Genomic DNA, 21200 nt, shown 5'->3' with positions numbered 1-21200 from the left:
AGAGAGTAATTGTGATGAATAAGGGAGGGAACCTGCTCATTACCTTGCAGGAAATATATGAAGATATTACACACAGCGGATTGGCATTTAGGGAAAATTGTCAATGGCATTCATATGACAGAAGATCAAAGTTATGTGCTTGATCAGCTTTTAGACATTATAGAGCAAGAGCGGCCAGACGTCATTGTTATAGCAGGAGATTTATATGATCGTTCTATCCCCCCGAAAGAAGCGGTGGAACTCCTGAACCGCGTTTTAACAACCATTGCGACTAAGTTTCAAATACCGATGGTTGCGATATCCGGGAACCATGATAGCCCAGACCGGTTAGAGTTCGGTCGAGAACTATTTAAAGCCCAAAAATTTTATCTAGAAACAAAGCTTCGAGCTCCATTACAACCAATTACGATTGATGATCCATACGGTCCTGTACACTTCCACCTCATTCCGTATATTGAACCAGCCGATGCTCGTGAATTCTTTGAAGATGACTCCATTCAATCGCATCAAACAGCTATGGAAGCCATTGTGCGTCATATAAAGGAACATCATAATATGGAAGAACGTCATGTGTTTGTTGGCCATGCATTTCTGGCTGGTGGAATGGAATCCGAATCCGAAGAACGATTATCCATGGTTGGAGGAAGTCCATACATTGATACAAAGATGTTTCAAGACTTCCATTATGTAGCACTAGGACACTTACATCAGCCGCAGCGCGTATCAAGCGATACGATCCGATATAGTGGTTCCATATTAAAATATTCTTTTTCAGAAGCCAATCACAAAAAATCGATTACGATGATTGACTTAACAGAAACCGGCGAAGCACAACTTACGTTTATTCCGTTAACACCACGAAGAGATATGAAAGTCATAGCAGGCTATTTTGAAGAACTCATGCAATTAGATCCAACGGAAGACTACTTGCATATTCAACTCTTGGATGAAGGCCAATTAGTAGATCCAATTGGAAAGCTTCGCAAAGTGTTTCCTAATATATTGCGATTAGAGCGTAAGGTGCAAACATCGAACAAAGGTCTTAAAGACCTTGAACAATTACGAGAAAAACAAAAAATGTCCCATGCCGAGTTGTTTGAAGCCTTTTATCAGGAAATGAAGGGTGACACGATACCGGAGGAAAGAAAAGCTTACATGGAAAAAATCGTTCAACAATTATTGGAAAAAGAGAGGGAGAATTAGGGTGCGCGCAATATCCTTAAAGATGACCGCTTTCGGTCCCTATCACCACACTCAACATATCAATTTTGAAGAACTAGGCGAAGAAACAATCTTCTTAATCACAGGCCCAACTGGCGCAGGAAAGACAACCATTTTTGATGCGATTTGTTATGCCCTTTATGGCAAAGCAAGCGGAAGTGATCGCGACCAGGACTCATTACGTAGTCATTTTGCTAACACCGATTTGCCAACTGAAATTGAATTTATCTTCGCCATTCGTGATAAAACCTACAAAGTGGTACGGAATCCAAAACAATTAAAGCATAAAGAAAGAGGAGAAGGATTTACAGAGGACCCAGCACGAGCAGAGTTGTACGATTTGACAGAGGACCGCTTACTCTCCTCCAAAATAAAAGATGTCAATGAAGTATTAGAAGAAAAGCTTGGACTAGATTATGAGCAGTTCCGCAAAATGATTATGATCCCTCAAGGGGAGTTTCGTCGCTTAATCTCAGAAAATAGTAAAGAGCGGGAAGAAATTTTGCAAAAAATATTTCGTACGTACTTTTATGATCGGATTACCGAAGAACTAAAGAAACAATCGAAAGAGCTACGCGGCTGGATTGAACAATTAGACTGGCAAATGGAGCAAGAAGCTTCGAAAATTGAGTGGGCGGAAGACGAGAGAGAAGAAGAGTTAGGCATTGAGCAAACACTAGAAAAACTTACTTTAAAGATTGATAATCAACAAAAACAGTTTATCGAACAGCAAGAAAAATTACAGATGGAAAAAGAAAAAAACACGAAAGCGCAAGAGGCTTTTTATGAGGCAAAACAACGAAAAGCCCAATTCGATGAATATGAACAAGTGAAACAAACGGAGCAAGAACTCCTTCAAAAAAAAGACGAAATGGAACGTGCCAAAGACAAATATAATCTGGCTCTTAAAGCAGATGGATTAAGAGTTTTTGAAGAGCAAGTAGAGAAACGGAATCAAGAGTGGAAAGAAGCAGCCGAGAAAGAAAAACAACAAAAAGAAAAACAAGAGAATCTAGAGTCCCAGTTTTTAAAAATGAAAGAAGAGTATGATAAGGAAGAAAAGAATGAAGCGGAGAGAAACAAGCTTAAAGAATGGGTAAAAGAACATCAGCAATATTTGCCCAAAGTACAGGCATATGCGGAACGTATGGAGCAGAAACAGAAGCTTCAAGAGCGGATGAAAGCTGAACAGCTGAAGCGAACCGAGGATCAGCAAGAAGTTCAAAATGTTCAGTTCCTCATCGAAAAGTTAGAGAAACAAACGGAAGCCCATGGAGAACAGACGAAAAGGCTGTATGAAGTGGATGCGGTCTATAAATCTTGGCTAGAACGCATTACACGACTTCAAGAATTAACGCGTGAGCACGGAGAGTTAGTCAAACTACGTAGAAGCTTTTCATCTGTAAAAAAAGAATTTGAATCGAAGCAAACAGAGTTTCAAGAGTTAAAGGATCGAATTAAACAAGAGGAGATGAAGCAGCAACATCAACTTGCACTATCCCTAGCCCTACAATTACGAGAAGGCGAATCTTGTCCGGTCTGTGGGTCCACTCACCATCCTGCTCCGGCTAATCAATCAACCGCTGAACATGACACTGTGACGAACGAATTAGAGAAGTTAATCGAGAAGCAAGATCAACTAGAAAAGCAATTACAAGCGATCCAGAAAGAATATGTGGATGCAAAATCTGATGGACAAGCTAAACGTCAAATCGTCGAGCAATATGCAAAGCAATTAGATCTTACTTTGGATGAGATAAGTAAAGAAAACTTATCTCAATGGCTTCAACAGACGGGACAGGAAGCGGAAAAAGAAAAGAAAAATTACGACAACATTCAAGACTCTCTTAAAGAAATAGAAAAAGCGAAAAAAGAACGAGATGACAAACAGAAAGTCTTGCAAAAGCTTCAGCAAAAGATCGAAGAAGGACAAAAAGAGTTTGATGAGATGAATCGTCAAATCATTACGATGGATACACAAATCCATACGTTTGAGCAAGACATTCCTTCCGCTATTTTAGATATGTCACTATCGGAATTAGAGAAAAAAATACATGTAGAAAAATCCCGTTATGAGCAGTGGTTGAAGCATTGGGAAGTAACAAAGCAATCGTATGAGCGAATTAAAGACGATAGAAAACAAAGTGAAGCAACCCTAAAACAGCTACAATCCTTCTCTGAAGAAGCAAAGAAACGATATGAGGAGCAGCTTCAAACATTCCAATCCAAATTACAGGAAAACCGATTTAATGATAGGGAAACCTATCAAAATTGCCTGTTAGCGGAGGGAGATAAGGAAAGGCTCCGTGATGAGTTGGAAACCTATGAAACGAAAAAAGCACATACGAAGGAACGAAAACAAGTACTTGAAAAACTATTAAAAGATCAAACATATCCTGATATGGACAAGCTCGGACAGGAGCTCGCTCATCAAGAAGAGCTTGTCGAGCAGTATAGAGTCCGAATCCAGGAAGTTCAAATGTATATCAAGCATCATGAAGCCATTTCCAACCAAATACGGGAGTTTTTTGCAAAACAACAAAACTATGCAAAGCAATATTATGATATTGCTGAATTAGCTGATTTAGCGAGAGGAGAAAATCATCTCAAGCTGTCCTTTGAAAGATATGTACTTTCCTCCTTTTTGGATGAAATCTTAATGCAAGCTAATTTGCGTCTTGATCAAATGACGGAACATCGTTACCATTTGCAAAGAAGTGGTCAAGTTGCAAAACGTGGTGCGCAAAGTGGTCTAGATCTCGAAGTAATGGATCACCATACGGGACAACTACGATCCGTAAAAACGTTATCTGGCGGAGAAGGCTTTAAAACAGCACTTAGCTTAGCCCTTGGATTAGCCGATGTCGTGCAAGCACATGCTGGCGGTGTGCAGCTAGATACTTTATTTATTGATGAAGGATTTGGTACATTAGATGAAGTTTCCCTTGCTCAAGCGATTGATTGCTTAAAAGGGTTACAACAAAGCAATCGTGTTCTTGGCATTATTTCACACGTGCCACAGTTAAAAGAAGAGATTCATGCGAAACTACAAATTACCACGAGCCCAGAAGGGTCAAAAGTAGAATTTCAATTTCATTGATTCATTGCCAATAATTACTCCTTAAAAAACAAGCTAGTCTCGTGATATAGTAGAAAAAAGAAATACACTTTTTCTTCTGAAGGGAAGAAAGTGTATGACTTTGTTTCTCAAGGAGGAAGTTTATGAAGGTAGTAACAGCGTCTACTCCGGAACAACAACTGTATATGAAAGAACAATTACAAGACTTGTATGATAGGGTATTCCCTTGCTTTTTTTCAATGAGCTACATACAACAGTTGAAAGAATTCAAACTATTACAACCAGCAAAACTTGAAGATTTAACCATGGTTGAGATTTTAGAAGTAATCGCAGCCGTACAAACCATTTCTACAATTTTAGAAACGCTACATGATAACCAGGCAGCTATAGAAGTCTATGAAGAGGCTTTTCGTAAAAATGCCAGTATTTTGAATAAGTACGAGATTGACTTTCCATTTGAACTGGAAGACTTTAACTCCAATCAACAGGTACAAAGCCAAATGATTGAGCGGTATCAAAATTCTGTTCATTAATGATTTTTATCTTGTCATTCCACTTGGAGTGATTTAGGATATAATTATGATGCGTGTTCAAATGGAATAATAAAAAGCGCAATATGTTTTTCTTTCCGGAATTTTGAACACCCTATTATATGGATGATAGGGAGGAAATAATGATGTCCATGCCTCTTTCTATTGAATGGAAACTAGTAACGGACGGAAAAGAGAAAAGAATACAAGAACAAGATAATACGTTCGAGATTCAATTTGCGGATTTCCGCCTTTTTCCGGTTGATCAACTGATCGAAATTCGTCGCCACGAGAATTCCGACCAAATTGGAACGGGAAAAATTATTGAAATGACTTGGAATGAACGAGGTACTCACTGCAGATATCAACTTCATTCGTTGTTTAATGTCAATTAACGACAAAGAGTTTAAAGGAAAATTATCAATAATCGTTGAATTCTGCGCTTACCCGGGAAATAACGATACACTAAGAGGCTGGGACAAAACCCAGTAACTAAAAAGAGTGGCACCCACACCATAAACCAGTGAGTGTCACTCTTTTTTTAATAAAATCCCAAAAAAATGTACGCAAAAAGGATACCTTCTGATAATGTTAAAGTTACCACACCCAAACAGAATCGGAGGTATCCTTATGTTTAAACAGTATAACATGAATCAAGTCATTTTGCCGCTAGATTTGGAAATCAAACTACAGGAAAACGATATCGCCTATGCCGTCCATGATGTCGTGGAAGCTATTCCAGATGAGGCATTCACTGGATTTCTGCGTGAAACGGGATGTCCGGCTTATCATCCGCGCATGATGATGAAAGTGGTTTTATGTGCTTATACGCAGTCGGTGTTCTCTGGCAGAAAGATCGAGGGATTACTGAAAGACAGTGTCCGGATGATGTGGCTGGCCCAGGGGTATGAACCAAGTTACCGGACAATTAACCGTTTCCGTGTCCATCCGGAGGTAAAGGAACTATTGCGTCAGTGCTTTGTCCAATTCCGTTGTCAGCTTGTCCGGGAAAACGTCATCGAGGAAGAAGCCATTTTTATGGACGGAACGAAAATCGAAGCGAATGCCAACAAGTTTACGTTTGTCTGGCGCAAAGCGACGGAAAAGTACAGTTCCCGTTTAGTGGAAAAGTCTAACCGGATGTATGAAGAACTGTTGGAGAAAGAAATCATTCCGGAAATAGAACGGGAAAGTATGGAGGAACTATCCAGCCAAGAACTCGAAAAAGTGGTGGAAAAGCTGGAGGAGACGGTTGGTGAATATGATAAAAAGATAGAAGCAAGTGAAGACGTAAGCGAACGGAAACAGCTTCGTTCTGAGCGCAAAACCCCTAAACAATACGGCAAGCAATTCAAGGATTTTGTGGTGCGCAAACAAAAATACCAACACGATATGGCCATCTTCGGAGAGCGCAACAGTTATTCGAAAACGGATCACGATGCCACCTTCATGCGCATGAAGGATGATTACATGAAAAACGGCCAGCTCAAAGCCGGGTATAACGTGCAACTTGCGACAGAAGGACAGTATGCGCTCGCTTATGACGTGTTTCCGAATCCAACGGATACGCGTACCTTCACACCTTTCCTGGATAACATTGAGGAACACTTCTTTGACCTACCCAACTATATTGTCGCGGATGCCGGCTATGGGAGTGAACAAAATTACGAAGACGTCATCGAAAATCGGAAACGCACGCCATTGATTACGTATAACCAATACCGGAAAGAAAAGAAAAAGAAATATAAGCAGGATGCCTTTAACGTAGCCAATTGGCATTACGATGAGATCGAAGATGCGTTTACGTGTCCAAACGATAAAAAATTAACATTCCGCTATCTATCCAATCGAACAGACCGATATGGTTATACAAGAACATATAACGTCTATGAGTGTGAGGACTGTTTCGGTTGTCCGTTACGTTCGCAATGTACGAAAGCGAAGGAAGGAAACAATCGAAAGATCTATTATAATGAAAAGTGGGAAAACCAAAAAGCATATACGAGACAGCAGCTTTCGGAAAAAGAAACGGGGAAAATCTATGGCAAACGCAAAATAGATGTAGAACCCGTCTTCGGATTTCTGAAGGCTAATTTGCGTTTCACCCGTATGTCGGTGAGAGGTAAAGAGAAAGTAGAAAAGGAACTGGGATTTGCATTCATGGCGGTAAACTTGAGAAAGTACACGGCCATGAATGCAAATCCAACCATAGATGGTGACCATAATTCAAACCAAAATGGTTCCCATCATCGAAAACCGATGATGGGAACCATTTTTAGGTTATTCTTGGCTAGTTATGTCCCAGCCTCTTTTTCATTACTTACCATGCTGGCATGGCCGGGCGCAGTCCATACGTGACCCTGGCAAGGGATCTTCAGACGTTGTCCGCGTAAACGGTTTTATTCTGAAATCCTTAAACCCAGGCGCTTCCGCTTTTATTCTTTCGTAGAGAAACTTTGGTGCATCTTCCTACAATTAAGCAACGTGCCTACACCTAATTCTTTTACAGACGTACTATGGAAGTAGCAGATACTAAAGAAACGAGGGATTGGTATGTTTTCTACGCAACAACAAGGTCATCAATGGATGAGACAGAGCCCTGCACCAACTAGAGGTCTGCCTGGAAGGCAACCCTTTCCACCAAGACCAGGGAATCCGATGCCGTTTGGTGGACCTAATCAAGGACCTTCCCAAGGTGGAGGTGGCATACAAGGATTTATCAAAAAACTATTTGGTGGTGGAGCCTCTTCACCAGGACCTATGGGACCAGGAGTTGGGCCAGCTTCTTTCGGACAAAGTGCTGGAGCAAGTGGTATGTCTGGAATGTTAGGAAATGCTCAGGAAATTTTAAAGTTTGCGAAAACAGCAGCTCCTTATATAAAGGAATATGGTCCAATGGTCAAGAACCTACCTGCCATGATTGAAATGGTAAAAGCGTTAAATTCTGACGACTTGGATGATGAAGAAACGGATGAAGAGTTGGATGAACTGGATGCTGACTTAGAGGAAGATACCTTGGAAGAAGATGAAGAGAAAGTAGTGAAAAAGCGAACAAAACGCAAACGAGAAAACTTAGATATGTCAAAAGTAGAGAGTAGCCAGGACGCATTAAATGGAACTTCTAAACCTAAACTATTCATATAAAAACAACTTACTTGATTTTTCGCGGTAAAAGATGAAGAATGAATGCACAGAGATTATGTGAATAGCATAGGAGGAATGTTCCATGCAAAATGAAAATATACAGAAGGCAACGTTTGCTGGGGGTTGTTTCTGGTGTATGGTAGAGCCATTTGACGAACGACCAGGTATTATTGAAGTGGTGTCGGGTTATACAGGTGGAACGGTCCCTAATCCAACGTACGAACAAGTTTGCTCTGACACGACAGGACATGTGGAAGCTGTTCAAATTACGTTTAATCCTGATATTTTTCCCTACGAAAAGCTCCTAGAGACGTTTTGGCAGCAGATTGATCCAACTGATGCTGGAGGTCAATTTCATGATCGTGGAGAATCCTACACAACTGCTATTTTCTATCATGATGAAAAGCAAAAGGAGCTTGCCGAAAGATCTAGGCAAGCCCTAGAGGATAGTGGGAAGTTTAGGAAACCAATCGTAACGAAGATTATACCCGCAAGCCCTTTTTACCGCGCGGAGGAAAAGCATCAGGATTATTATAAAAAGCAAAAATTCCATTATAAATTGTATAAAAAAGGATCTGGTAGAGAGGATTTTATTAAAGAGCATTGGACCAACAAGCGTGATAAGAAAATATTAAAAGAGACGTTAACACCCATTCAATACCATGTCACTCAAGAAAATGGGACCGAACGACCGTTTCAAAATGAGTATTGGGACTATAATGATGATGGCATTTATGTCGATGTCGTGTCAGGTGAAGCCTTGTTTTCTTCCAAAGATAAATATGATGCTGGTTGTGGTTGGCCAAGCTTTACAAAACCAATCGATAAACATTCGATAAAAGAAAATATGGACCAGTCCCATGGTATGATTCGAACAGAAATTAGAAGTAACGAAGCAGATTCCCACTTAGGCCATGTCTTTGAGGATGGACCAAAGGATCAGGGTGGGCTACGTTATTGTATGAATTCTGCTGCAATGAAGTTTATCCCTAAGGATAAGATGAAAGAGCAAGGATATGGGGACTATCTATACTTATTTGACTAAACAGGATTGTGCCTCTGTCGCTAGACAGGGGCTTTTTTCGTATTTTACTACATAGACAAAATAGCAATCATAAACAGAATTACTTCTCCGTATAATCTAAAACAAGCTTAAGCCTAGCTTACGTATGAACTGGATGAAAAAGGAGCGGGACAAGCCTATTCCTTTAGATTAGATAATGGGGAGAGAGATAGACAATGGCAACCGATGTTTTACTGGAATATGGATGGACATTATTGGTTCTTATCGGATTGGAAGGGTTATTAGCAGCGGACAACGCCTTAGTCATGGCGATCATCGTCAAGCACTTACCACCTGAAAAACAAAAAAAGGCCTTAACATATGGTCTTGGTGGAGCTTTTATTTTCCGATTCACGTCTTTATTTTTTATTTCTTACTTGGTAGATATTTGGCAGTTACAAGCTTTAGGTGCTATTTATTTATTTTTTATTGCCATCAATAACTTGATGAAAATAGCATTTAAAAAAGAAGAGGTTACCACAACGGATCCGAGTAAATCGAAAAAGGGTGGGTTCTGGCTTACGGTAGTCAAAGTAGAACTAGCTGATATTGCCTTCGCTGTCGATTCGATTTTAGCCGCGGTCGCTTTATCCACGAGTTTAAACCCAACAAGCTTTCCAGACATAGGTGGAATGGATGGGGCACAGTTTGCTGTAGTCTTAACAGGAGGAATGATTGGATTAATTTTAATTCGAATTGCAGCCTCCTATATTGTGCAGCTTTTAAAAGAACGTCCAGGATTGGAAACAGCAGCATACGTAATCGTAGGTTGGGTGGCAGTGAAGCTGGCCATTCATACAATGGCACACCCTCATTTAGGAATTCTTCCTGTATCGTATCCCGAATCACCGACATGGAATACTACTTTTTGGGTGGTTATGATTTTCGTTGCGGTAGTGGGATGGAGTTGGAAGCCGAAACGACGTTCATAATCACGTTTTTTGACTACTAACTTGAAAAAGTGTACGATTAGTTTGAATTCGAGATAAATAACTAAACTATAATAATATTATGTAAATAAGGTGGTAATAAACATGGAACATTTCTTTCAACAAGGGACGGATTCAAACGCACCTACTCTTTTAATCCTACATGGAACAGGTGGGACAGAACGCGATTTATTGCCCGTAGCTGAGATGATTGATTCAACCGCTTCCGTTCTGGGAGTTAGAGGTGCAGTTTCAGAAAATGGAATGGCGAGATTTTTCCGACGTTTAAGCGAAGGGGTCTTCGACGAAGAAGATTTGATTGCCAGAACGAAGGAACTCCAAGAATTCTTGGATCAAGCTGCACAGAATTACGGGTTTAACCGGGATAACATCGTTGCGATTGGGTATTCAAATGGGGCAAATATTGCCGGTAGTTTGTTATTTCACTACAAAGCGTCCCTATACGGAGCCATTCTTTTTCACCCGATGGTACCAAGACGAAACATCACCTTACCGGATTTAACAGGAACTCCTGTATTCATTGGGGCAGGAGAAAACGATCCACTTTGTTTACCTCAAGAAACAATGGATTTGGAAAAATTACTAAGTGAGGCACACGCAGATGTTCTGGTCCACTGGGATCAATTAGGACATCAACTTTCACAAAAAGAAGTCAATGAAGCCAAAATATGGTATAATGCACATATCAAGAAATAGGACATGCGAAGGCGTGTCTTTTTTCCACTCTAGACTAGCAAAAAAGGATGTTCCTTGGATTTGGACAGAGGAGTGCGATACAAGATGGCGTTTATATTTGCGGGATTAGATCATGTCCAGCTTGCAGCACCGACTGGATCAGAAGAAACTGCTATTCATTTTTACGAAACGATTCTAGGAATGACAGAAATCGAAAAACCGGATACTTTAAAAAAGAATGGAGGCGTCTGGTTTCAATGTGGAAAGCAACAGCTCCATATTGGAATTGAAGAACCATTTTTTCCTGCAAAAAAAGCACATCCGGCCTTTTATGTAAACCAACTGAATGAATTAAAAAACCATCTAGCTAATCATGATGTATCTGTACAAGCTGATGATCGATTACCTGGCTATAACCGTTTTTATGTGGAAGATCCTTTCGGGAATCGCTTAGAATTCTTAGAGCAAAAATAAAGGAGTTAGAACAATGATTCACAACAATTGGGAACAAAACAAAACGATTAAAAAAATTGAGTGTATGCACGCCAATGCGAAAAAGTTCGTAGTAGACACAACGTTAACACCCGGAAAGGTGTACGATGTGAAAAATGAAACAGAGGAATTTTACTTTATTATCGACAATACGAACAGGATTGCAGGATTTAAGAAAGAATATTTTAAAGAAATAAGTTAACTTGGAACTTGGTTCAGTCATAATTCATAAAAATGTTATAATTTTCCGTTCAATCGGGAAGTATGAGTGGAAGAGAATACATTTTAAAGTCCGTAATTGGACACTCATAGATTAAAAAATTGTCCCTTGAGGAGATGGTTCGCATTGAAAAGGCTTATCTTAATTCGTCATTGCAATGCCGAAGGGCAACACAAGGATTCTCCCTTAACGTATGATGGCATTCATCAGGCTCGACATTTAGCAACATTTTTACAGGAAGCAGGATTTTCGATTGACCGAATCCTATCTAGCCCTTATTTACGCGCAATTGAAAGTATAAAACCATACGCCGAGCAACAAATGACATCTATTGAAATAGATGATCGATTAAAGGAAAGAATTCTTAGTGAAGAACCCATCGACGATTGGTTAGACGTATTAGAACAGTCTTTTGATAACCAGGATTTTCGATTACCTGGTGGTGAATCATCGAATGATGCTAGAGAAAGAGTGCGTCAATTACTTGATGAGTTACAACAAGATGAGGAACACTCTGATATAGCAGTCGTAACACACGGGAATCTGTTAGCAATTTTACTAAGTGAATTTCAAGTAGACATAGGCTTTAACCATTGGAAAGGATTTACGAATCCGGATATATTCACGGTTCAAAAAACCGGTGGGGAATATGTAGTAGAAAGGGTTTGGCATCAAGATTAGAGGAAAAAGACTGTCGTTATGGCAGTCTTTTTCTATGTAATTAGAGAATAAATGCATAGAGATTACAAAAAATGAAGCGTAGAGAGAGAAATACACTTATAAATAGTCTATAATGATAGTTAAAGAAAAATTTGGTATAATAGTGAACCGAAATGGTTTTTGTTTATATTTTAAGGAGGAGATTTCTTTGGCTTTTGTAATTACATCACCTTGTAAAGATGAAAAAGCTGGCGAATGTATGGAAGTTTGTCCAGTAGATTGTATAGAAGAAGGAAAAGATATGTTCTACATCGATCCAGATATTTGTATTGATTGTGGAGCTTGTGAGGCGGTTTGCCCGGTTGAAGCCATCTTTATGGAAGATGAAGTACCAGAAGAAGAAAATGAATACATCGCTCTTAACAGAAAATTCTTTGAAGAGAGATAATATAGAAAAAAAAGCCGCTTTATGAAGAGCGGCTTTTAATATTTGATTTGAAAATTCTTAAATCCTTTCAACTCTTGATTGTCTGTCACATCAAGCCGATCTACCCTTGTGAACCGATTTAATCCTTCTTTCACCGTTGATTTAAAAGTCTCGACGTTAGCCTCCGATCCTTCTACTATCATTTCTACACATCCATCCTCTAGGTTTCGGACCCAACCGGTTAAACCAAACGTCTTTGCTTTCATTTGTGCCGTTGCGCGAAACCCGACTCCTTGTACTCTTCCGTGCACGATTATATGCTGGGAAATCATGAACACCCTCCTTTTTCATTCCTTCTAGTATAAGCATATCAAATCATTTCTCAAGAGAATAAATGAAATCTCTTCTTTTGGAAAAGATTATAGTATGACAACTAGGAGGGATCCGATAACATGAGTAAGAAAATACCACAGCATCCGGAATCGTATTGGCGCGATTCGACAAATGCGATTACGTCCAAGCAATTAGAAAAAGATATAAAAGCAGATGTAGGCATTGTAGGAGGAGGAATTACAGGCATAACGGCAGCTTATTTACTTAGTAAGAAAGGGAAGAAGGTTGTCTTATTGGACGCCGGCCCTCTCTTTAACGGAACAACTGGACATACAACCGCTAAAATTACAGCTCAGCACGGTATTGTTTATGATTCCTTTATCCAACAGCTTGGTGTGGAAAAGGCAGAGCAGTATTATAAAGCCAATAAACAAGCTATGGAATTTATAAAAGAAACGATTGATCAAGAAGGAATTGATTGCGAATATACCGTAGATGACGCTTATATTTATACAGATTCAGATAAAAAAATACAAAAACTAGAACAAGAAAAGGAAGCCTACGATAAATTGGGTATTATTGGGGAATTACTAGATGAAATCCCTTTAAACATCCCAATTAAAAAAGCATTAAAGATGGAAAATCAAGCTCATTTTCACCCGTTAAAATATTTAAACCACCTAGTCCAGATTATTCAGCAAAACGGTGGAGAAATTTATGAAAATACGACGGCGATAGATGTGGAATATAGTGACCACCAGCACATCATTACAAGAAATGGACATCGTGTCGTCTGTGATCACGTAATTGTCGCATCCCATTTTCCATTTATAGATGGGGAAGGCTTCTATTTCACTAGAATGTACCCAAGTCGTTCTTATTTAATGGCGTTTGAACCAGAAAAAAGTTTTCCTGGAGGTATGTATATTAACGCCGGACAGCCGTCTAGAACGATACGATATGTAAACATTGATGGAAAAGACGCCCTTCTAGTAGGGGGAGAAAAACACAAAACAGGCCAAGGAAAGCCTGAAATAGAGCATTATGAAGCAATAGAAAAGTTCGCACAAGATACATTTGGCATTAAGAACTACTTATATCGTTGGTCCGCACAGGATTTAACCACATTAGATAAAGTACCTTATATCGGACCAATAACATCAGATCAACCGGAACTATTACTTGCAACCGGTTATCGAAAATGGGGGATGACGAATGGAACAGCTGCCGCCTTACTCTTAACCGACTTCATTTTAGGAGAAAAGAATCCGTACGCAGAAGTCTTTGATCCTTCTCGCTTCCACGCCCAACCGGATATCAAAAAATTTGCCGAAATCAATGCAGATGTCGCCAAACATCTGTTAAAAGGCAAACTAGAGTTTACTGGGAAGAGTATAGAGGATCTAAAAGAAGATGAAGGTCAAATTATACGAATAAAAGGGAAACGAACAGGTGCATATAAGGATGAGCAAGGAAAAGTACATCTAGTAGACACAACTTGTACCCATCTTGGCTGTGAAGTGAACTGGAATTCCGGGGATCGTACATGGGATTGTCCATGTCATGGTAGCCGTTTTTCTGTGAAAGGTGAAGTCATTGAAGGGCCTGCCCAAAAACCTTTAACGAAATACAACTAATTGGAGTCGCATTATTGTTTTTACAATGTTAATCGGACATGAAAATTATTAATATAATGGAAATCATTTCTCAACTCCCAGATGTTATCATATAATGAAGTGGAAAATGATTAAACTATCACGGGAGGGAAACGATGAGAATTGTAGTAGCTGGTGGCGATGGCTTTTGTGGTTGGCCAACCGCCCTATATCTATCAAGACAAGGTCATGATGTAACCATACTAGATAATTTAGTCAGAAGAAAAATGGACGAGGAACTACGGTCTAATTCCGTTACACCTATTGCAAGCCTTGAGGAAAGAGTAGCAAAGTGGAAAGAGTTAACCGGAAAAGAAATTAGAACATTTATTGGTGATTTAAACCATTACGACTTTTTAAGCGAAGTATTTAGACAAACACAGCCGGATGCATTCGTGCATTTTGCGGAACAAAGATCGGCACCGTATTCGATGATTGACCGTGAACATGCCGTGTTTACGCAAACGAACAACGTAATGGGGAACTTGAATGTACTGTATGCCATCAAAGAATTTGCTCCAGATTGTCACTTAATCAAATTGGGAACGATGGGTGAGTATGGGACACCGAATATTGATATTGAAGAAGGGTATTTAGAAGTCGAACACAACGGAAGAAAAGATAAACTTCCTTATCCAAAACAACCAGGTTCTTTCTATCATTTGTCCAAAGTACATGATAGCCATAACATCATGTTCGCATGTAAAATCTGGGGAATTCGCGCTACTGATCTAAACCAAGGAATCGTATATGGATTACATACAGACGAGACTGAAATGGACCCTGTATTAGTGAATCGCTTAGATTATGACGGCGTATTCGGAACGGCGTTGAACCGTTTCCTTATTCAAGCTGCTATTGGTCATGACCTTACAGTGTACGGTTCAGGTAATCAAACGAGAGCATTCTTAAATATCAAGGATACAGTTCGCTGTATTGAAATTGCAGCAGAAAATCCAGCAGAACATGGTGAGTTTCGTGTTTTCAACCAATTCACAGAGTATTTCTCGGTGCTAGAATTAGCAGAAAAAGTACAAAAAATAGCAGATGAGAAAGGGCTACCAGCTTCCATTGCTCATTTAGAAAATCCACGAATAGAGGCAGAGGAACATTATTATCACGCGGTTAATACAAAACTACGTGATTTAGGACTTGAGTCAAACCTACTAACAGATGACGTTCTAAAGGACATTTTAGAGTCCGCGGTTGCGAATAAAGATCGTGTCATCAAAGAAAATGTTATACCTTCTGTCACTTGGAAATAATAATGAAAAAAACTCAGCGAAGCCTTCGTTGCGCTTATCTATCTACTTGTTCCTGTCCACGACGTCGAATCAATCTTCTTCGCTAGCAGGATATAAATACTGATAGGGAAAAAGGAGCTTTTAGCTTTGAAAATTGCAATTGTGACCGAAACCTTTTTACCGTCCACAGATGGAGTTGTAACAAGGTTAACCGAAGCAATTAAATATTTAAGAAACATGGAACATGACGTTTTAGTCATCGCTCCAGACCTTGGAGTTTACGAATATGAGGGTGCTGTTGTTAAAGGAGTAAAAACGACAACGATGCCGTTTTATCGGTATAAAAAATTCTCCTTGCCACAGAAAAGGGTAAAAGAAATCATTGAAGAGTATGATCCAGACATTGTCCATGTCGTAAACCCCGCGCTTGTTGGTGCATCAGGTGTATTATATGCAGCCAAATTAGGTTATCCCTTAGTGGCATCTTATCATACCCATGTACCGAAATATTTGGATTATTATAAGATTTATAAACCGTTAAAACCGGTATTTTGGAGTTATTTTAAATTTCTTCATAATAAGGCGGATCTAAACTTATGCACATCAGAAGCAGTACGGAAAGAGCTTAAAGAACGCGACTTTTATAACATGAAGTTATGGGTAAGAGGGGTGGATATTAAAAAATATCACCCTTCCTACATCAATGAATCCATGAGGAATAGGCTGTCAGACGGGAATCCTAACGAAAAATTACTCCTGTACGTTGGACGTCTTGCGATTGAGAAAGAAATTCACAAGCTAAAGCCATTATTGGAAAGCCGAGAAGATATTAGGCTTGCAATCGTTGGAGATGGACCAGCAAGGGAAGAGCTCGAAAAAACCTTTCACGGAACGAACACCGTGTTTACAGGATTTCTTCATGGAGAAGAGCTTTCCCAAGCATTTGCTTCCGCAGATGCATTTGTTTTTCCGTCTATTACAGAAACACTAGGATTAGTGATATTAGAAGCGATGGCATCCGGATTACCCGTTATTGCTGCAAAAAGTGGACCAACCATGGAACAAATTGAAGATGGAAAAACCGGTTTATTATTTGAAAATGAAAACCTTGAAAGTATGTTCCAGTCCGTCAATAAATTAGATAATGAAATCAAACTTCAAGAATTAAAACAAAATGCTCGTAAAGAAGCTGAAAAATTTAGTTGGACAAAACCATCTGAACAATTATTAGATTTTTATAAAGAAACATTAAAACTGTATGAACAAAAAGAAAATGATACAAAACATATTATTTAATCAAAAATCTCAATATCCCAAGAATACTCAGTTTTTGAGACTTGGGATTCTGATTTCTCTTTTACTTCCCATAATGTATATTATGTCTACTAGAAAATATAAATCCAAGTATGTGTACCGTGTTTTCAATCATTACTTATCTTCTATTGGATTGTACCGAAGAAACTAAGATATTAATTGCTTGATACTGTTTGAATGTCTCCGAGGGTACTCGTTATTTTCTCGTCCGAAACAGAAACTTGTTCTGCTAATTTACGGACTTCATCTGCAACAACTGCAACCCTTTACCGCGTTCACCAGCTCTAGCTGCCTCAATAGCGGCATTTAACGCTAATAAATTCGTTTGATTTGCAATAATTGAATGACATTAATTAAAAATTTTCTGTTGCTTGTGGAATCCGTTTGGTGTTTTGAAGTAGAAATTAAATGAAATATAATACAAACGAACGTTCGTGTATGGTATAATAATTTACACAATAGACTGGCTTTGCATGAGGGAATATGGCACACGTTTCACCTTCTGGGACGTTTCCTACGAAGGGAGGTGTTGCCAATGGATATGGAAAATGTATGAACGCTGATGATTTCCTTCGGCATGTTAGTTGCATTTATCATGTCCGATAAGAAAGACAAAAAATAATCCCTCAAGCCACAGCCTAAAGCGCATGAGGGATTATTTTCTCTATGTGTGCCTCCCCTTCTTATTGGGGTTGGTCTATTGTAACCGTTCCATGCTGTAACATGGACGGTTTTTATAATTTGTGATCATTTGAAATTATTATACCACGTAAGAAAATCTTGTAAACATCCTTAGATCTAATTGCTTTTTCAAGGTATTTGTGAGTTTTATTCTGAAGCCTGTTAACTCTTCTTTACCTAGTTAGTATAAATTGCAGGGGGCTACAGAATAACCTAAAGGCCCACCAGCAACAAATTGTAACAAGGGTCTAGCGATTCTAAGCATTCGTTGGCGATGCCCCTCCCCCTTCTACCGAATACCGTGGCTACAGTAAATGGCTGTCTCTCTACGCCATGAAGGTGGTTCTCTTGAAAAGAAAGCGAAAAAGTCACTCGTATTTTTTTAAAACAATTGCTGCATTATGACCTCCGAAACCAAATGAGTTAGATAGACCCGTATTTATTTTCACTTGGCGAGCAACAGATGGAACATAATCGAGATCACATAATGGATCAGGATTTTCTAAGTTAATGGTTGGAGGAATTATCCCTTCCTTTAAACTCATTGCTAAAGCAATTGCTTCAACTCCACCAGCTGCCCCTAACATATGACCAAGCATAGATTTATTAGCTGTTATTGGAATCTGATAAGCTTGCTTTCCAAACATCTGCTTAATAGCCATCGTTTCCGAGATGTCCCCTACTTTTGTACTTGTTGCATGGGCACTAATAACATCAATTTCTTCAGTCGATATATTGGCATTTTTTAAAGCTGATTTCATTGCAAGATAGGCCCCTTTACCTTCCGGATGCGTAGCTACGATATGGTGTGCGTCTGAACTTGCACCATATCCAATGACTTCTGCATAAATTTTTGCCTTTCTACGTAAAGCATGAGATAAAGACTCTAAGATTAGAATTCCAGCTCCTTCTGACATGACAAATCCATCTCGACTTTCATCAAATGGACGACTAGCTTTAGTGGGATCATCGTTTCTTGTTGATAATGCTGTAGCATTACCAAAGCTAGCTATTGATAAGTCTGTTATAGCTGCCTCTGTTCCACCCGCAAACACAACGTCAACCTCACTAGAACGAATTAGTCTAAATGCTTCACCAATAGCTGTATTTCCAATTGCACAGGCAGAAACTGGAGACAAAGAAGGCCCCATCGCATTCCACTTGATACTAATTTGTGCTGCTGCAGCATTAGAAATCATGGCAGGTACTAAAGTTGGACTAACTCTTCTTGGCCCCTTCTGCCTAAGTCCATCAATGCTTTCAATCAAGGTTTCAATTCCTCCTATACCTGAACCTACGTAAACACCTAACCTTTCTACATCTATATGATCGAGGTCTAACTTAGAGTCTGACCAAGCTTGTTCAGCTGCAGCCAAAGCAAATTGAGAAAAGCGATCTAAACGCTTTGCTTCTTTCCTTCCTAAAGCTTCATCTGCATCAAAATCTTGGACGATACCTGCAATTTTTGTCTTATGATTAGTAACATCAAATGTATCAATAGGGGATATACCAGATGTTCCGTTGATCAGATTGTTCCAAAATGTTTGGATGTTGTTTCCTATAGGAGAAACTACTCCAATACCGGTAATCACAACTCTTTCCACTTTTCATCCCTCCAAATCAATAATATACTTGTATTTTACAGTTCCTTTATCCTATTACAAGGGATTGTTTATACTGGTATAAATACTACTAGGCTAAATTAATACGATAAGGAGTTTTCATAATGAATGATAAAACTAGGCTTGAAGCTTTATCGACATTCTTAAAAACAAAGCGTGCCCAAATTAAGCCAGAGTCTATTGGATTACCTGCTGGCATACGGAGAAGGACACCAGGATTACGGCGGGAAGAAGTTGCACAATTAGCAGGGGTAAGTACCACTTGGTATACATGGCTAGAGCAAGGAAGAGATATAAAGGTTTCTTCAATTGTACTAGATTGTATTTCTACAGCTCTACAATTAAATAAGGATGAAAAAGACTACTTATATGACCTAGCATTAGAGGCGAAATCTGAAATCACCAATCAAAAAAAGGATCAATCAGAGCTTAACCCTTCTTTAAAGCGAATACTATCTGAATTAACATATTGTCCGACTATTATTACGGATCGACATTGCCATATTGTGGGCTGGAATCCTGCATCTGCTCATGTTTTCTTAGATTTTGAACAAATACCGAATGACCAAAGAAATTTGATTCGTTTAGTGTTCACTAGAAAAGAATTTAAAGCATTGGCCGTCAATTGGGAACATTTTGCAAAAGGTTTTCTTGCTATTTTCCGTACCTATTACGGACACTATTTAGGCGATGAATGGTACAACCAATTTATTAAAGAAATGAGTTATTCACATTCAGAATTCCAAAATTTATGGCAAGAAAGTGAAGTAAGTAAGGCTCCAGATATGATAATTGAATTCAGACATGCTAAAGCAGGAAAAATGTTGTTTAATTTAACTTCGCTTCAAGTTCAAGGTGATATGGATTTACGGTGTAGTATCTACACACCAGTAGAGAAAACAGATACAGAAAATAAATTAAAGCGATTGATGAAAAAGGTTTCCGGTGAAAATTAATCAAAGTCTAATTCCCTGCTAAAAATACGGAGGAATTAGACTTTTTTATCTTTAAAATCCTTAACATTATAAAAATTATTCATATTTCCCATTAAGTATCTACTTATAAAAATCTTCAACTTAATAAACTGTCATTTTTATAGACCACTGCTCACCATCAAACCACAAGAAATAATCCTAAAGAAGGACGATAACTCGCACTATCCGATTTTCCTCTGAAACACACGGTTTAGGCCAATAAACCAAATCACTGTTAGGATGATCCCTATGAAGATGGAGTGAAAGCTCTCGTTACCTGAACTCATTGAAATAAATTGATGTGCTGGCCAATACATTGGAAAAATCATTACTAAATGTGCGATTGGATGTTTGATAGTATAGTCTATTAACGGTGCTAACATAGATAAGTTGATGACCTTAGACAAAGCTAACCCTTCCACCTTATTCGAGGCTAAACTTGCCATCACCATTGTAATTAGAGGAGCTTGAAGTGCTAACAAACAAGCAATCGGTATAAAGGCCATTAGATTCCAATCCACCACACCTTGAAACAGAACGACGGCAAACGATAGAAAAAAAGTCACAATCACTGGTAGGACCAGACGACAAATAAGATAGCCAAACTTGGTTAATGGGGTAACAGCATAATAAAGTAACATTCCCTCATCTCGTTCGTCGAGCAATACAAATCCGTAAAGCATCCCGACCATGAGTGGTGTCATAAGTAACACTAAACTGACGATTAAAGGAAAATGCTCCTGTAAATTAAATGTCGTATGGTTTCCAAGGAATACATGGAGTTCCGGTAGCCCAAAACGAACAAGGCCTGCCAGCAACAATATTCCAAACATCGAAAATATCAGTAGCGGATCCCTTCGGATATTTTTCCAATCTCCTGCTGAAAGGATTACTATTTTTCTAATCATTTTCCTCT

20 protein-coding genes and 1 pseudogene are annotated in these 21200 nt (G+C 39.0%); 17 read left to right on the top strand and 4 right to left on the bottom strand.

Going from position 1 to position 21200, the window contains the following annotated elements; all coding sequences use genetic code 11:
* Positions 1–57: 57 nt before the first annotated feature.
* The 13 genes from KO561_RS10000 to KO561_RS09940 all read left to right on the top strand — a co-directional run bounded on the left by KO561_RS10000 (position 58) and on the right by KO561_RS09940 (position 12482).
* Positions 58–1203: an exonuclease SbcCD subunit D gene (locus KO561_RS10000; protein ID WP_231096958.1), complete on the top strand. Its 1146-nt coding sequence runs from the start codon at positions 58–60 to the stop codon at positions 1201–1203.
* Position 1204: 1 nt separating this feature from the next.
* Positions 1205–4321, top strand: coding sequence for an AAA family ATPase (locus KO561_RS09995; RefSeq protein ID WP_231096957.1), 3117 nt, complete (start codon positions 1205–1207; stop codon positions 4319–4321).
* 122 nt (positions 4322–4443) lie between these two features.
* A complete protein-coding gene (locus KO561_RS09990) occupies positions 4444–4833 on the top strand; it encodes a DUF5365 family protein (protein WP_231096956.1) in 390 nt (129 codons plus the stop codon).
* 143 nt (positions 4834–4976) lie between these two features.
* A complete protein-coding gene (locus KO561_RS09985) occupies positions 4977–5225 on the top strand; it encodes a DUF2584 family protein (protein WP_231096955.1) in 249 nt (82 codons plus the stop codon).
* Between the two features lie 235 nt (positions 5226–5460).
* A complete protein-coding gene (locus tag KO561_RS09980; protein WP_231096954.1) occupies positions 5461–7188 on the top strand; it encodes an IS1182 family transposase in 1728 nt (575 codons plus the stop codon).
* Positions 7189–7383: 195 nt separating this feature from the next.
* Positions 7384–7974 carry a VrrA/YqfQ family protein gene (locus tag KO561_RS09975; RefSeq protein ID WP_231096953.1) on the top strand — a complete coding sequence of 197 codons (591 nt, stop codon included), beginning with the start codon at positions 7384–7386 and terminating at the stop codon, positions 7972–7974.
* A gap of 82 nt (positions 7975–8056) precedes the next feature.
* On the top strand, positions 8057–9019 hold the full coding sequence (msrB, locus tag KO561_RS09970; protein WP_231096952.1) for a peptide-methionine (R)-S-oxide reductase MsrB: 963 nt from the start codon (positions 8057–8059) through the stop codon (positions 9017–9019).
* A 194-nt stretch (positions 9020–9213) separates the two neighbouring features.
* Complete coding sequence (locus KO561_RS09965) at positions 9214–9969, top strand: TerC family protein (RefSeq protein ID WP_231096951.1); 756 nt, start codon at positions 9214–9216, stop codon at positions 9967–9969.
* Positions 9970–10071: 102 nt separating this feature from the next.
* Entirely contained in the window at positions 10072–10683 is a 612-nt protein-coding gene (locus KO561_RS09960) for an alpha/beta hydrolase (RefSeq protein ID WP_231096950.1), read from the top strand.
* An 84-nt stretch (positions 10684–10767) separates the two neighbouring features.
* Positions 10768–11136 carry a VOC family protein gene (locus KO561_RS09955; protein ID WP_231096949.1) on the top strand — a complete coding sequence of 123 codons (369 nt, stop codon included), beginning with the start codon at positions 10768–10770 and terminating at the stop codon, positions 11134–11136.
* A 13-nt stretch (positions 11137–11149) separates the two neighbouring features.
* Positions 11150–11356 carry a DUF6501 family protein gene (locus tag KO561_RS09950; RefSeq protein WP_231096948.1) on the top strand — a complete coding sequence of 69 codons (207 nt, stop codon included), beginning with the start codon at positions 11150–11152 and terminating at the stop codon, positions 11354–11356.
* A 144-nt stretch (positions 11357–11500) separates the two neighbouring features.
* Complete coding sequence (locus tag KO561_RS09945; protein ID WP_231096947.1) at positions 11501–12055, top strand: histidine phosphatase family protein; 555 nt, start codon at positions 11501–11503, stop codon at positions 12053–12055.
* A gap of 187 nt (positions 12056–12242) precedes the next feature.
* Entirely contained in the window at positions 12243–12482 is a 240-nt protein-coding gene (locus tag KO561_RS09940; RefSeq protein ID WP_231096946.1) for a ferredoxin family protein, read from the top strand.
* Positions 12483–12517: 35 nt separating this feature from the next.
* On the opposite strand, the gene KO561_RS09935 is transcribed toward KO561_RS09940, so the two are convergent.
* On the bottom strand, positions 12518–12793 hold the full coding sequence (locus KO561_RS09935) for an acylphosphatase (protein ID WP_231096945.1): 276 nt from the start codon (positions 12791–12793) through the stop codon (positions 12518–12520).
* 120 nt (positions 12794–12913) lie between these two features.
* Between KO561_RS09935 and KO561_RS09930 the strand changes: the two genes are divergently transcribed.
* The 3 genes from KO561_RS09930 (at position 12914) to KO561_RS09920 (ending at position 16989) form a co-directional block, all read left to right on the top strand.
* Complete coding sequence (locus KO561_RS09930; protein WP_231096944.1) at positions 12914–14431, top strand: FAD-dependent oxidoreductase; 1518 nt, start codon at positions 12914–12916, stop codon at positions 14429–14431.
* 134 nt (positions 14432–14565) lie between these two features.
* On the top strand, positions 14566–15714 hold the full coding sequence (locus KO561_RS09925) for an NAD-dependent epimerase/dehydratase family protein (RefSeq protein ID WP_231096943.1): 1149 nt from the start codon (positions 14566–14568) through the stop codon (positions 15712–15714).
* A 126-nt stretch (positions 15715–15840) separates the two neighbouring features.
* Positions 15841–16989: a glycosyltransferase family 4 protein gene (locus tag KO561_RS09920; RefSeq protein ID WP_231096942.1), complete on the top strand. Its 1149-nt coding sequence runs from the start codon at positions 15841–15843 to the stop codon at positions 16987–16989.
* A 235-nt stretch (positions 16990–17224) separates the two neighbouring features.
* Here KO561_RS09920 and KO561_RS09915 read toward each other — a convergent pair.
* A pseudogene (locus tag KO561_RS09915) lies at positions 17225–17344 on the bottom strand (methyl-accepting chemotaxis protein); the annotation flags it as partial.
* 712 nt (positions 17345–18056) lie between these two features.
* Positions 18057–19292 (bottom strand): beta-ketoacyl-ACP synthase II, encoded by a 1236-nt coding sequence (fabF, locus tag KO561_RS09910; RefSeq protein WP_231096941.1) that lies wholly within the window; start codon positions 19290–19292, stop codon positions 18057–18059.
* A 122-nt stretch (positions 19293–19414) separates the two neighbouring features.
* Here fabF and KO561_RS09905 point away from each other — a divergent pair, with 122 nt between their 5' ends.
* On the top strand, positions 19415–20266 hold the full coding sequence (locus tag KO561_RS09905) for a helix-turn-helix transcriptional regulator (protein WP_231096940.1): 852 nt from the start codon (positions 19415–19417) through the stop codon (positions 20264–20266).
* A gap of 200 nt (positions 20267–20466) precedes the next feature.
* Here KO561_RS09905 and KO561_RS09900 read toward each other — a convergent pair whose 3' ends face one another.
* Positions 20467–21192: a hypothetical protein gene (locus tag KO561_RS09900; protein WP_231096939.1), complete on the bottom strand. Its 726-nt coding sequence runs from the start codon at positions 21190–21192 to the stop codon at positions 20467–20469.
* Between the last annotated feature and the right edge of the window lie 8 nt (positions 21193–21200).

The organism is Radiobacillus kanasensis (assembly GCF_021049245.1).
Lineage (GTDB): Bacteria > Bacillota > Bacilli > Bacillales > Amphibacillaceae > Radiobacillus > Radiobacillus kanasensis.
The sequence above is the reverse complement of the archived record's forward strand: the minus strand, read 5'-3'. Positions and strand labels throughout refer to the sequence as shown.

Bases quoted from the DNA above. Each gene is read 5' to 3' on its own strand.
- KO561_RS09965 (WP_231096951.1), top strand. From the start codon at position 9,214: ATGGCAACCGATGTTTTACTGGAATATGGATGGACATTATTGGTTCTT.
- KO561_RS09975 (WP_231096953.1), top strand. From the start codon at position 7,384: ATGTTTTCTACGCAACAACAAGGTCATCAATGGATGAGACAGAGCCCT.
- msrB (WP_231096952.1), top strand. From the start codon at position 8,057: ATGCAAAATGAAAATATACAGAAGGCAACGTTTGCTGGGGGTTGTTTC.
- KO561_RS09985 (WP_231096955.1), top strand. From the start codon at position 4,977: ATGTCCATGCCTCTTTCTATTGAATGGAAACTAGTAACGGACGGAAAA.
- KO561_RS09935 (WP_231096945.1), bottom strand. From the start codon at position 12,793: ATGATTTCCCAGCATATAATCGTGCACGGAAGAGTACAAGGAGTCGGG.
- KO561_RS09990 (WP_231096956.1), top strand. From the start codon at position 4,444: ATGAAGGTAGTAACAGCGTCTACTCCGGAACAACAACTGTATATGAAA.
- KO561_RS09955 (WP_231096949.1), top strand. From the start codon at position 10,768: ATGGCGTTTATATTTGCGGGATTAGATCATGTCCAGCTTGCAGCACCG.
- KO561_RS10000 (WP_231096958.1), top strand. From the start codon at position 58: ATGAAGATATTACACACAGCGGATTGGCATTTAGGGAAAATTGTCAAT.
- KO561_RS09905 (WP_231096940.1), top strand. From the start codon at position 19,415: ATGAATGATAAAACTAGGCTTGAAGCTTTATCGACATTCTTAAAAACA.
- KO561_RS09930 (WP_231096944.1), top strand. From the start codon at position 12,914: ATGAGTAAGAAAATACCACAGCATCCGGAATCGTATTGGCGCGATTCG.
- KO561_RS09960 (WP_231096950.1), top strand. From the start codon at position 10,072: ATGGAACATTTCTTTCAACAAGGGACGGATTCAAACGCACCTACTCTT.
- KO561_RS09980 (WP_231096954.1), top strand. From the start codon at position 5,461: ATGTTTAAACAGTATAACATGAATCAAGTCATTTTGCCGCTAGATTTG.
- KO561_RS09950 (WP_231096948.1), top strand. From the start codon at position 11,150: ATGATTCACAACAATTGGGAACAAAACAAAACGATTAAAAAAATTGAG.
- KO561_RS09900 (WP_231096939.1), bottom strand. From the start codon at position 21,192: ATGATTAGAAAAATAGTAATCCTTTCAGCAGGAGATTGGAAAAATATC.
- KO561_RS09925 (WP_231096943.1), top strand. From the start codon at position 14,566: ATGAGAATTGTAGTAGCTGGTGGCGATGGCTTTTGTGGTTGGCCAACC.